At 62.6% G+C, this 12,847-nt stretch carries 11 protein-coding genes; 8 read left to right on the top strand and 3 right to left on the bottom strand.

Annotated features, from left to right (window positions below):
- Nucleotides 1-24: 24 nt before the first annotated feature.
- From J9870_RS17445 to J9870_RS17455, 3 genes are read right to left on the bottom strand one after another with little or no spacing between them, the layout of a single operon-like run.
- On the bottom strand, nucleotides 25-789 hold the full coding sequence (locus tag J9870_RS17445) for a PAS domain-containing protein (protein WP_210639230.1): 765 nt from the start codon (nucleotides 787-789) through the stop codon (nucleotides 25-27).
- The gene (locus J9870_RS17450) at nucleotides 790-1,461 is read right to left on the bottom strand and encodes a response regulator (protein WP_210639231.1); all 672 of its coding nucleotides are present in this window, start codon (nucleotides 1,459-1,461) and stop codon (nucleotides 790-792) included. It abuts the gene before it with no gap.
- Complete coding sequence (locus tag J9870_RS17455) at nucleotides 1,430-2,509, bottom strand: ATP-binding protein (RefSeq protein ID WP_348772632.1); 1,080 nt, start codon at nucleotides 2,507-2,509, stop codon at nucleotides 1,430-1,432. The genes J9870_RS17450 and J9870_RS17455 overlap by 32 nt, the downstream gene beginning before the upstream one ends.
- Before the next feature lie 290 nt (nucleotides 2,510-2,799).
- On the opposite strand from J9870_RS17455, the gene J9870_RS17460 reads away from it, so the two are divergent.
- The 8 genes from J9870_RS17460 (at nucleotide 2,800) to J9870_RS17495 (ending at nucleotide 12,826) form a co-directional block, all read left to right on the top strand.
- Complete coding sequence (locus J9870_RS17460) at nucleotides 2,800-3,312, top strand: dimethylamine monooxygenase subunit DmmA family protein (RefSeq protein WP_210639233.1); 513 nt, start codon at nucleotides 2,800-2,802, stop codon at nucleotides 3,310-3,312.
- The gene (locus J9870_RS17465; protein WP_210639234.1) at nucleotides 3,309-4,238 is read left to right on the top strand and encodes a PDR/VanB family oxidoreductase; all 930 of its coding nucleotides are present in this window, start codon (nucleotides 3,309-3,311) and stop codon (nucleotides 4,236-4,238) included. The genes J9870_RS17460 and J9870_RS17465 overlap by 4 nt, the downstream gene beginning before the upstream one ends.
- 9 nt (nucleotides 4,239-4,247) lie before the next feature.
- Nucleotides 4,248-5,261, top strand: a complete 1,014-nt coding sequence (locus tag J9870_RS17470; RefSeq protein WP_210639235.1) for a DUF3445 domain-containing protein — start codon at nucleotides 4,248-4,250, stop codon at nucleotides 5,259-5,261.
- A gap of 34 nt (nucleotides 5,262-5,295) precedes the next feature.
- On the top strand, nucleotides 5,296-6,426 hold the full coding sequence (locus J9870_RS17475) for an aminomethyltransferase family protein (protein ID WP_210639236.1): 1,131 nt from the start codon (nucleotides 5,296-5,298) through the stop codon (nucleotides 6,424-6,426).
- Nucleotides 6,427-6,455: 29 nt separating this feature from the next.
- Nucleotides 6,456-7,322, top strand: coding sequence for a formyltetrahydrofolate deformylase (gene purU, locus J9870_RS17480; protein WP_210639237.1), 867 nt, complete (start codon nucleotides 6,456-6,458; stop codon nucleotides 7,320-7,322).
- 21 nt (nucleotides 7,323-7,343) lie between these two features.
- Entirely contained in the window at nucleotides 7,344-8,711 is a 1,368-nt protein-coding gene (locus J9870_RS17485) for an NAD(P)/FAD-dependent oxidoreductase (protein ID WP_210639238.1), read from the top strand.
- 15 nt (nucleotides 8,712-8,726) lie between these two features.
- The gene (locus J9870_RS17490; RefSeq protein WP_210639239.1) at nucleotides 8,727-11,069 is read left to right on the top strand and encodes an aminomethyltransferase family protein; all 2,343 of its coding nucleotides are present in this window, start codon (nucleotides 8,727-8,729) and stop codon (nucleotides 11,067-11,069) included.
- Nucleotides 11,070-11,146: 77 nt separating this feature from the next.
- Nucleotides 11,147-12,826: an APC family permease gene (locus J9870_RS17495; RefSeq protein WP_210639240.1), complete on the top strand. Its 1,680-nt coding sequence runs from the start codon at nucleotides 11,147-11,149 to the stop codon at nucleotides 12,824-12,826.
- The last annotated feature ends 21 nt before the right edge of the window (nucleotides 12,827-12,847 follow it).

The following is a 12,847-nucleotide window of genomic DNA, read 5'->3' on the forward strand; positions in this document are numbered from 1 at the left end:
TCAAAAAGCAAACCGTATCTGCCGTCACCCATCGGTTCGGGGCTGACCCGCCCTACGCTCGAAAATCGCCCCCTCGATACCCAGCACTTCACGCGTGTCGGCATAGATCCCGACGCCCTTTTCCCAGACATGCTTGATCGACTGATCGGCACAGCGAATCCGGTAATTGAGTTCGAACGGTTCCTGCCGCGACAAGGCATATTGCACCTCGCGCCAGACGTAATCGGCATCCTGCGCCAGGATCAGGCTGTTGTAGGTGAATTCATGGTTGTCCACCAGCCGCTCCGGCGGATACCCGGTCAGTTGCAGGCAACCAGCACTGACGAACTCCATGGTCCAGTCGCGGTTGTTGCGACCGCGATAGATCAGCCCCGGCATGCTGTCGAGCAGGCTCATGCTGCTGCGCTGGCTCGCCTGTAAGGCAATCTCGCGCCGCTTGTGCGCAGTGACGTCGCCGGCCACTAGATAGAAACCCTGGGCTCCGCGCTTCAGGCTGACCTCGAACCAGCGCAGTTCCCCCGAAGGGTGAACAAAACGCAGCCGCTGGTTGAAGGAGGTTTCTGGGCGCCGACGCAGTTCATGCAGGGCCTGACGCCACAACGACCGGTCTTCGTGGTGCACATAGTCAATAAGGTTGCGTTCTGCGTCTGGCAGATCCATCAGCTCGACCCAGGCCAGGTTGAACTGGGCAATCTGACCGCTGTCGCGCAGTTCAAGCAATGCCGCCGGAAAGCGGTCCATCAGGTGCACGGGCAGTGTCTGCACAAATGCCTCTGGTCGTTCCATCATCTAATGACGCTCCTCGTGTCTCACTGACGCGCCGTTGTGCACCCACGCCGCCAACTCCAGACGGGAGTGCAGGCTGAACTTCTGCAACAGATTCCTCACATAGATCTTGACCGTACCATCGCTGATCCCCAGTTCCCGACCGATCTGTTTATTGCTCATGCCGGCGCCGATCAGGGCCAGGGTCTGCCCCTCGCGCTCGGTGAGGTTGCCTGTGTCTGGCAGGTCCAGATCGTGGATGGTCCGGCTAACCGACTCGGCCTGATCGGCCAACAGGGCAACCAGGGTTGAATCCAGGACGATCGCGCCTTTGTGGCAATTGCGCATGTAGCTCAACAACGCATCGGGTTCGGTTTCCTTGAGCACGTAACCACTGGCCCCCAGGCGCAAGGCCGTCAACAGCTCGGCGCGATCCATCGACGCGGTGAGCACCACCACCTGGCAGTCGAGGCGCAACTGACGCAGTTCGTCGAGCACCTGCAAACCGCTCAAGCCGGGCATGTGCAGATCAAGCAAGACCTGCTGCGGTGCCAGGCTCACGGCCAGGTTGATGCCTTCGCGACCGCTGGCCGCCTGCCCCACCACTTCGAAGTCGTCGCTGGCATCGAACAGCTGCGCCAGGCCTTTGCGAAACAATGGGTGATCATCGATCAGTAATAAGGTCGTGCAGTCCATCGAAACTCCCCTGTGGCAGGTCTTGGTGGCGGCTGAGGCCAAGGTGTACGCGGACCCCGTGCGGACGGATCGCTTCAATTGTCAGCCGGGCGCCGATGCTCGCGGCGCGCTCGCGGATGATCGCCAGGCCGAAATGGTTTTGCTCCCCTGACGCCGGGCTGAGCCCGATGCCGTCGTCCTCCACCGAAATGGAGGCATCACCGTCCTGGTTTTGCCGTAACTCGATGCGTACATGCCGCGCATGGGAATGGCGCACCGCGTTGGCCAGTGCCTCGCGAATGATCTGCAAAACCTGTAGTTCGGTGCCCGGGCTCAAGGCATCGTCGGCCAGGCGATTGTCCAGTTCGAACACAATGATGCAGCGCCGCGAGAACTCCGCGATGGAGTCGGCCAGGGCTTGGCGCAGCGAGCGCCCGTCCATGGTCAGGCGAGCGTTGGTGATCAACTCGCGCACCTGGCGCTGCAACTGGCTCAAGCCGACGCACAGTTCCTGCAACCCGGCACTGGCCTGCTCCGGCTCGCCCACCTGCCCCTGCAGTAAACGCGCCTGGAACGACAGGTAACCCAGCTGCTGAGCCACCGAATCGTGCAGCTCACGGGCCAACGCGCCGTGCCGGGACGTGGCCTGTTTACGCTGTTGCTCACGGGTGTAGCTGCGCAAGCGCACGGTGATGCCCACCGCCTGCGCCGCCTCCTCCAGCAACAGGCGCCAGCTGGCATGGACCGGTTGGGGGGTATCGAGCAGCAACAGCCCTTTGCCCGAGTCGTCACTTTGCGGCAAGGCACACAGCAGGCGATGTACCCCCCGTTGCCGGCAAGCGCCACAGGCCTGCGCCGTATCAGCCAGGGTCGCGTCACGCCAAGGGCAGCGCGCAACGCCCTGACAGCTTTCGAGCAGTCCGCGCCGCGCCGGCCCCAGGTCTTCGCCGCCCAGGATCAGATTGAGTTTGCAGTTGGGCAGCAGTGCTTCGAAACGGTCCAGGAAACCCGACAAGGCACCTTCAGCGTGCGCCTGACACAAGGGCAATCCTGCCAGTAGTTTTCGCACGCTGCGCGCTTGGTCGGGGCGGATACGCCCCAACCAGAGCGGCCACCACTGCGGTCGTAGTCGCACTATGGATAACTCCCCGTCCGGTTGCTCAGCCCTGAGCAAAGACCAGCAACTTCCATGCCCCGATCAGGGGGTCGCACAAGGCTTATCTCCAAAGACATAGCCCTTTTTCCGGATTGAGAAGATTTTCCCCATAGGAAAGTATCTTCCCCAACAGGAAACATTTTTCCAGTCCAACGCCACCTTCCCCGCCCTTCGACAGGCGCGGAACAGCCAGGAAAGCCCACATGACGGATAGACACTGCGCCGCCCCGGACCGACTTCACAGCCTTCCGCGCTATCGCCAGCCGCTGCTTCGTGAAAGCGTCACCCGGCACATCGTGGTCATGCAATCGGCGGCCGCCTGCTCCCCCTTTGTCGGAACACTGGAACAGCCCCTGGTACTGAACGGCGAGAACGCCGACTTTGCCCGGCGCTTGCATCAGGCGCTGGTCAACGCAACCGTCGGCAGCCATCTGTACATCATGGGCGACGAGGCCTTTATCTGGCGCATCCACGCCGAGGCCCGCAGCGCCGGACTGGAAAATGCCGAGATCGACATCACCCGCACGCTAGCCGGCCCGCGCCTGGTGTATTGCGTGCATTGTGGCCTGACCCAGGCTGCCGGACCGGAACCGCGGTTGACCTGCATCGGTTGCGAGGTCGGGCTGGAAGTGCGCGAACACTTCTCCCAACGCCTGGGAGCCTACCTCGGCGTCTGCAGCAACCCCGACCAGCCTTACGCCGGAGTAAGGCCATGAGCGGCGCTCTTGAGGTGCGGGTCAGTGCGGCAAGAATGCTCACGCCGGTGGTGCGTGAATTCACCTTGCAAGCTTGCACCGGGGCATTGCCAGGATTCTCCCCCGGCAGCCATGTGCAGGTTCACCTGCCACTGACCGAAGGCAAGGTGCGCAATGCCTACTCGCTGACCAGCGACCCTGCGGACAATCGGCATTACCGCATCGCAGTACGCCTGCAGGAAGCTTCCCGCGGCGGCTCGCACTACCTGCATCGGCACGTCCAGGTTGGCGATACGCTGCAAATTTCACCGCCGACCAATCTGTTCGCGCCGCACTCCACCGCTGGCCTGCACATCCTGATCGCCGGAGGCATCGGCATCACGCCGTTCATGGCCTACATCGCGGCCCTGGAACAAAGCCAAGCCCCCTTCGAGTTGCATTACCTCTATCGCCCGGGCCTGAGCGATGCCTATGTCGAGGAGTTGCAACAGCGGCTGGGATCGCGACTGCACACCTACGCCTGCCGCCCGGAGCTGAACCACATCCTGCGGGATCGGCCGCTGGGCAGCCACGTTTACACCTGTGGTCCGCAACCGTTGCTCGATGCGGTTCGGCAACAAGCCAGAGCCCTCGGCTGGCCGCCCGGCCGGGTGCACTGGGAAGCCTTCAATGCCGCAAAGCCGGGCCAGCCCTTTGACCTGGAACTGCTGCGCAGTGGCCGACGCCTGCGGGTCGGTGGCGAACAAAGCCTGCTCGAGGCCTTGGAAGCCGCCGGAGTGCAAGTTCCCAACCTGTGCCGCGGCGGCGTCTGTGGCCAATGCATGACCCGCCACGTGGGCGGAAAAATCGAACACCGCGACAGCTTTCTGAGCCCCGCCGAACAGGCTGAATTTCTCATGCCCTGTGTTTCCCGCGGCTGCGGCCCTTGCGTTTCGCTGGACCTTTAGGAGTCGACCATGACCATTCAATCGAGCCCCGTGCAGAGTTACCGAGACGACTTCAGCTTTCGCAACAGCCCCGCGGCCATCCGCCGTTTTCCCTTTCCCTTCACTGAGGACAGCTACCTGTACTCGGTGAACATCGAACCGGCGACTTCCCGGGATCCGGGCTCGGTTTACCAGCACGGCTTCGATATCGACGAACACTACCGTTCGGAAATGGCCGAACGCGCCCTTGTGCTGGACAAGGATCCGCGCCGCTATCTGGTGATGCCGCACATGCAAGTGGCCGCCTGGGATGCGCTGCAGATGCTCATGGAACACCTCGCCACTGACTATCCGCAGTGGTTCCGGCTAGCGCGTGACGGTGATCACTGGCATTGGCACAACACGCTGCTCAATATCGATCAGCACTTTGTGTTCGGTGACGCCAGCAGCCTGCCCTGCGAGCCGCTGGAGTTCATCGGCCGCCAGGTGCAGGGCGATTTCGCCCTGCTCGATCAGCGCGACGGCGATCTGTACATGGACGCCGGCCTGGTCACCAGCCCGGCCGACTGGTCCCTGGCCTTCGACGCCGGCATGAGCTTCAAGCAGTGGCATTCACCGGTGCCCATGGCCCATCAGATGGGCGTGTTCGACCGCGCGTTGAAGTACCTGCTCAACCTGCAAGTGGGCCAACCGGTGCGGCGCCTGAATTGGACACTGACGATCAACCCGCGCCTGGACTCCTCGCCCGAGACTTTCCATGAATGGGGCGCCGACCGCGGCCGTATCACCGCCGAAAACGTCGGGCAACAGGTTCATCTGCGCGTCGAGCTGCAAGTGATGGCCCGCCTGCCGCGCAGCAACGCGGTGATGTTCAGCATCCGCACCTACCTGATCAGCATGGACGAACTGGTCACTCAACCCGGCTGGGGTTGCCGCCTGCACCGCGTGCTGCGCGACCTGCCCGAGTCGATCGCCGACTACAAAGGCATGAGCCGCTACCGACAGACCCTTGTCCAGTGGCTGAGCCGCTTCGACCAGGCCTGAACCCTGACCCACTTTCACCGACAAGGATCCTCACATGGCTCATTCATGGCGTATTTCTGCATTGGCCGAACGGCACCGCGCACTCGGCTCGAACCTGGAAGACTGGAACGGCATGGGCACTGCCTGGACCTATGCCAGCGACCTGGCCGATCACCATCAAGCGATCCGCACCCGCGCCGGGCTGATGGACGTTTCCGGGCTGAAGAAAGTCCACTACGTCGGCCCCCATGCCGAAAGCCTGCTGCAATGGGCCACCACCCGCGACATCGCCAAGCTCTACCCCGGCAAATCGGTGTATGCCTCGATGCTCGACGAGGAAGGCAAGTTCGTCGATGACTGCATCGTCTACCGTACCGGGCCTAACGCGTTCATGGTGGTCCACGGTGCCGGCAGCGGTCACGAAATGCTGGTGCGTTCATCCCAGGGCCGGCAAGTGGCGGTGTTGTTCGACGACGACCTGCACGACCTGTCGCTGCAAGGGCCGCTGGCGGTGGACTTTCTCGCCGAGCACGTCCCCGGGATTCGTCAGTTGCCCTATTTCCATCACCTGCAAACCCGCCTGTTCGATCGCCCGGTGATGATCTCTCGCACCGGCTACACCGGCGAACGCGGCTACGAGATTTTCTGCAAGGCGGCCGACGCCCCGGCGCTGTGGGACAACATCCTCGAACAGGGCGCGGACATGGGCATCATCCCGTGCGCCTTCACCGCCCTGGACTGGTTACGGGTGGAAAGCTCGCTGATGTTTTTTCCCTACGACAACTCACAGATGTACCCCTTCGCCGACCAGAAGGCCGGCGACACCTTGTGGGAAATGGGCCTGGATTTCACCGTTTCCCCAGACAAACGCGAATTTCGTGGCGCCGAGGAGCACTTCCGGTTGCGTGGCCAGGAACGCTTCAAGATCACCGGCGTGTTGCTCGAAGGTGTGCGCGCCGCCGAGGCGGGCGACACCCTGTGGCAGGGCAACCAGCAAGTCGGGGTGATCACCTGCGGCATGTATTCGCGCCTGAGCAAACGCTCCATGGCCATCGCCCGCATGAACGTCGCCTGCGCGGTTCCCGGGATTGCCTTGCAGGTGCGCGGCAGCCAGGAAAGCGCCGCGGTGACCCACGCCCTTCCCTTCGACGACCCGGAAAAAACCAAGCGCACGGCCAAGGGCTGAGCCTCTACCACTTTGCATCGGAGCCCTCGATGGACACCTCCAACGAACACTACATTCTCAAGATCAACTGCCCGGCGGCGTCCGGCATCGTCGCCGCCATCAGCGCCTGCCTGGCCCGGCAACAGTGCTACATCAGTGAGCTTGCGCAATTCGACGACGAGTTCACCGGGCAGTTTTTCATGCGCGCGGTCTTTCGTTTCAACACCGGCGTGACCGGCGATATTGGCGCCCTGCGTGAAGACCTGGGCGACCTGGCCGGCGGCTTCGACATGCAGTGGCAACTGTTCTGCTCGAGCCAGCCGACCCGGGTGCTGCTGATGGTCAGCAAGTTCGACCATTGCCTGACCGACCTGCTCTACCGCCACCGCAAGGGCGAGATGGACATGCACATCACTGCGGTGGTCTCCAATCACCTGGACCTGCGGGCCATGGCCGAACGCGAAGGCATTCGCTTCATCTATTTGCCGGTCACCAAGGACAGCAAGGCCAGTCAGGAAGTCGAGCTGATGCGCATTGTCGAGGACACCCAGACCGACCTGGTGGTGCTCGCCCGCTATATGCAGATTCTCTCCGATGGTCTGTGCCAGCAACTGTCCGGTCGGGCCATCAACATCCATCACTCGTTCCTGCCCGGTTTCAAGGGCGCCAAACCCTATCACCAGGCGTATGACCGGGGCGTGAAGCTGATCGGTGCGACCGCCCATTACGTCACCAGCGACCTCGATGAGGGGCCGATCATCGAACAGGAAGTCCAGCGCGTCGACCATACGCACCTGCCCGACTCGCTGGTTGCCATCGGCCGCGACACCGAAACCGTCGCCCTTTCCAAAGCCCTGAAATACCACCTGGAACACCGGGTGTTCATCAACCAGGACAAGACAGTGATCTTTCGCTGAAACCCTTCAGGAGGCACGCTCATGACACTACGCGTAGCAATTATCGGCGCCGGCCCGTGCGGCCTGGCTCAACTTCGCGCCTTCCAGTCAGCCCGCGACAAGGGCACCGCCATTCCCGAACTGGTGTGCTTTGAAAAGCAGCAGGATTGGGGCGGCATGTGGAACTACACCTGGCGTACCGGTCTGGACGAGAACGGCGAGCCGGTGCATGGCAGCATGTACCGTTACCTGTGGTCGAACGGCCCGAAGGAATGCCTGGAGTTCGCCGACTACACCTTCGAAGAACATTTTGGCCGCCCCATCGGCTCCTACCCGCCGCGAGAAGTGCTCTGGGATTACATCAAGGGCCGCGTCGAAAAAGCCGGGGTACGGGATTACATCCGGTTCAACAACGTGGTGCGCCAGGTCACCTTTAACCAAGAGACTCGCCGCTTCACGGTGCTCGCCCACGACCACGGCAGCGATACCCAGACCTGCGAAGAGTTCGATTATGTGATCAACGCCTGCGGGCACTTTTCGACGCCGAAGATGCCGTACTTCCCCGGATTCGAGCAGTTCGGCGGGCGCGTCCTGCACGCCCACGATTTCCGCGATGCGCTGGAGTTCAAGGGCAAGGATCTGCTCATCGTCGGCAGCAGCTATTCTGCCGAAGACATCGGTTCCCAGTGCTACAAATATGGCGCCCGCAGCATCACCAGTTGCTACCGCACCGCGCCGATGGGCTATGACTGGCCCGCCAATTGGGAAGAAAAACCGCTGTTGCAGCGCCTGGAAAAAAACCGCGCGTACTTTATCGACGGCAGCCACAAGCACATCGATGCGGTGATCCTGTGCACCGGCTACAAACATCACTTCCCCTTCCTGCCGGACGAACTGTGCCTCAAGACCGATAACCGGCTATGGCCGATGAATCTGTACAAAGGCATTTTCTGGGAGCCCAACCCGCAACTGATCTACCTCGGCATGCAGGACCAGTGGTACTCGTTCAACATGTTCGACGCGCAAGCCTGGTACGCCCGCGATGTCATCCTGGGGCGTATTCAACTGCCCGACCAGGCCGAAATGATCGCCGACAGCCGGCAATGGCACGAACGGGAACAGACACTGGAAACCAACCAGCAAATGTTCGAATACCAGGGCGCCTACATCCAGCACCTGGTGGACGCCACCGACTACCCGAACTTCGACATCGCCGCCGTCAATGAAACCTTCCTGCACTGGAAGCACGACAAAGCGGAAAACATCATGGGTTATCGCGACAAGTCCTATCGCTCGTTGATGACCGGAACCCAGTCACCGCCGCACCACACCCCCTGGCTGCACGCACTGGACGACTCGATGGCGGCGTACCTCGCTGAGCCGCCGATGTCCGTCCAGTCGATCGGTTGACCCAGGAGCGCCACCATGAACGCACCTCGTGTTTCCCATCCGCGCGAGCCCGGACTCTTTGCCCGGGCCCCTGCCCTGGAGCGCTACCGGTTGGCGGCCGGCGGCCTGACGCTGGTGGCCTTGCAGCCCGGCGACAGCCTGCAAGTGATCGACCTTGAAGGCCGGCAACCCTGCCAATTGCTGGTCATGGATACGCTCGGTCGCAGCGCCCTCGCGGCCTGGGCACTGAACGGTTCGGCGGCCTGCGGGTTCATCGGCGCACGGCTCGCCGAACCGACCCTGCAAGCTCGACGAATCCACCAGGCGTTGCGCCGACGCGGCGTTGATCCGGAGCACCTGCCCAGTGCCGCTTCACTTTGGGACGAGGACAGCCCTGCCGACTTCAGTCGTCAGTTTGTCGCCAGCGATGAACTGTTGGTGATTGTCGCCGCGCCCGCGGGCCCCACGTCCGTCGACCGGCAGTACCGGCCCAGCGAACTGCGGTTGTGGGTGACACGGGCCAATCCCTCATCGTTGCTGCTCCCGGCATTACCCGAACCGTTGGGCGAGCTGCTCGATGAATTCACTATTCACGCCGGCACCGCCCACAGTTACACGGTCGGCAAAGGGCAGTACGTGCAGGTGCTGGACGTGGCCGGTCGCCAATGCTCGGACTTCGTCGCCCTCGATCGGCGGGCATTGGATCGCGGCCTGGAACTGGACCTGGACCAGACCGTCACCCGCACCCTGAACGGCAGCGCCTACCCGGCACCGGGATTGTTCTCGAAGTTTTTCGACCGGCAGATGCAACCGATGCTGGAGGTGGTGCGTGACACCGTCGGCCGCCACGACTCCTTCGCCCTGGCCTGCGCCGCGCGCTACTACGAGAGCCATGGCTACTTCGGGCACGACAACTGCAGCGACAACCTGAGCCGGGCCTTGGCGCCCCACGGGGTCGAGGCTCGCAGCGGTTGGCCGGCGATCAATTTGTTCTTCAACACCGGGATCGACGCCCACCAGCAGATGACGCTGGACGAGCCCTGGTCGCGGCCCGGCGATTACGTGCTGCTGCAGGCCATGACCGATCTGCTGTGTGGCAGCACCTCATGCCCGGATGACATCGACCCGGCCAACGGCTGGAACCCAACCGATATCCATGTCCGTATCTACAGCGAAAAGGAGCGTTTTTCCATCGCCATGAGCACTCGTACCACGGCCGATGCCGACCCGATCCTCACCCGTGAGTCCGCGTTCCATTCACGCACCAGCGCCTTGACCGGCAGCTTTGCCGACTACCGCAATTGGTGGCTGCCGCTGCGCTACGACGGCTATGGCGCCATCGAGGAATACCTCGGTTGCCGTGAACGCGTCGCGGTGATGGACCTGACCGCCCTGCGTAAATTCGAAATCCTCGGCCCCGACGCCGAAGCCTTGTTGCAGTACTGCCTGACCCGGGATGTGCGGCGCCTGGCGGTGGGTCAAGTGGTGTACTCGGCGATGTGCCACGAACACGGCGGCATGCTCGACGACGGCACCCTGCTGCGCCTGGGCCCGGACAACTTCCGCTGGATCTGCGGCGAGGATTACGCCGGGGTCTGGCTGCGCGAACAGGCGCAAAAGCTCGGCATGAAGGTCTGGATCAAATCCGCCAGCGAGCAGATTCACAACCTGGCCGTCCAGGGCCCGATGAGTCGTGAACTGCTCAAACAGATGGTCTGGACCCCACCGACCCAACCGAGCCTGGAAACCCTGGGCTGGTTCCGCTTCCTGGTGGGCCGCCTGGACGGTTACGACGGCTGCCCGCTGATGATCTCGCGCACCGGCTACACCGGCGAACTGGGCTACGAAGTCTGGTGCCAGCCCGAAGATGCCGAGCGGGTCTGGGATCGGATCTGGCAACTGGGCCAACCGCTGGGCCTGGTGCCGCTGGGTCTGGAGGCATTGGACATGCTGCGCATCGAAGCCGGGCTGATTTTCGCCGGCTACGAGTTCAGCGACCAGACCGATCCTTTCGAGGCGGGTATCGGCTTTTGCGTGCCGATGAACAGCAAAACCGACGACTTCATCGGCCGCGATGCGCTGTTGCGGCGCAGTGCCCACCCCGCCCAGAAGCTGGTGGGCCTGCAACTGAGTGGCAACGAAGGCGCCCACCACGGTGACCCGGTGTATCGCGGCCGGGCCCAGGTCGGGGTCATCACCAGTGCCTGCCGCTCGCCGCTGCTGGCCAGCAACATCGCGCTGTGCCGGGTCGACGTGGCCTGCGCCGACGTCGGCACGATGCTTGAGATCGGCAAAGTCGATGGCCTGCAGAAGCGCATCAGCGCCGAGGTCACCGCAGCGATTTTCTACGACCCGCAAAAGAGCCGGGTGCGCAGTTGATCGACCAGACGGACCTGGGCGCCACCCTGACTTTGACTGCCCCCACTACTCCGCTACTCAGACATGGGAATACGAAGATGGAAGCGACTACGTTCGAGACCGTACCGCAGGCCGCCAGCTCAGTTGGCAGCCTGCACCGCAAGATCGATTGGCGCGGGGCTTTCTGGGTTGCCAGTGGCGTGCCCGCGCTGGTGCTGTTTTCAATCGGCGCGATTGCCGCCACAGTGGGCAAACCGGCGTGGATCGTCTGGATCGTGTCGATCCTGTTCGGGTTTATCCAAGCCTTCACCTACGCCGAAATCGCCGGGCTGTTCCCGCACAAATCCGGCGGCGCCTCGGTCTATGGCGCGGTCGCCTGGGTGCGTTACAGCAAGCTGATCGCACCGGTTTCGGTGTGGTGCAACTGGCTGGCCTGGTCGCCGGTGCTGTCGATCGGCTCAGGGCTGGCAGCCGGATACATACTCACCGCACTGTTTCCCGCCGACGCGTTGATCAATACCTGGCAATTGACCCTGCTCGATCTGGGTTGGATCAAGAGCGGCCTGTCGTTGCGGATCAATGCGACGTTCGCCATCGGTCTGTTGATCCTGCTGACGGTGTTCGCCGTGCAGCATGGCGGCATTCTGCGCTCGGCGCGTCTGACCCTGGTGCTCGGCGTGACTTCACTGATCCCCTTGCTGCTGGTGGGTGTGGTGCCGTTGTTCACCGGCGATGCGGCCCAGGCCAATTTCCTGCCGTTGTACCCTCTGGCCCATGATGCCGCCGGACAAGTGATCGATGGGCCCTGGGATCTTTCCGGCTGGACGCTGATGGCCGGCGGTCTGTTCATGGCCGCATGGTCCACTTACGGCTTCGAAACGGCGGTGTGCTACACCCGGGAATTCAAAGACCCCAAGCGCGACACGTTCAAGGCGATTTTCTATGCGGGCCTGCTGTGCATCCTGGTGTTCACCCTGGTGCCCCTGGCGTTTCAAGGCAGCCTTGGCCTAGGTCAACTGGTCACACCGGCCGTGCTGGACGCCAGCGGCGCAGTGGTTTCGCCAGCGGTCTACAGTGGCCTGTTGTCGCCCGCGATCTACAGCGGCATGGGCGTCGGCCAGGTGATGGCGGACAGTATCGGCGGCGGCAAACTGGTCGCCAACATCGTGCTGATCATGCTGGTGCTGGCCACCCTGCTGGCAATCATGACGTCGATGTCCGGCTCTTCGCGCACCCTATACCAGGCGTCGGTCGATGGCTGGCTGCCGAAGTACCTGGGCCGCACCAATGAACATGGCGCGCCCACCGCGGCGATGTGGACCGACCTGTGTTTCAACCTGCTGCTGTTGCTGATGTCCGACTACGTCTTCGTGCTCGCGGCCTCCAACGTCAGCTACATCATCTTCAACTTCCTCAACCTCAACGCTGGCTGGATCCACCGTCTGGATCGTCCTGACTGGATACGCCCGTACAAAGCCCCTACCGTGCTCCTGGCAGCCGGTGGCGTGCTGAGCTTCGTCAACCTGGCCTGCATGGGGCTGGGCGCGGATATCTGGGGCGCAGGAACCCTGATGACCGGCCTGCTGCTGGCGCTGTTGATCCTGCCGGTGTTCTGCTACCGCCACTATGTGCAGGACAACGGGCACTTCCCCGAAGCCATGCTTAACGATCTCTACGTTCAGGCCGATACGGGTCAGAAACGCGCTGGCTGGTTGCCTTACCTCACGCTGATCGCAGGTGTTCTTGTGGTGTACGGCAGCCATCAGTTGGTAGTCTGAACACCCTTGCTTGCAGATCTT

Source organism: Pseudomonas sp. Tri1 (genome assembly GCF_017968885.1).
GTDB lineage: Bacteria > Pseudomonadota > Gammaproteobacteria > Pseudomonadales > Pseudomonadaceae > Aquipseudomonas.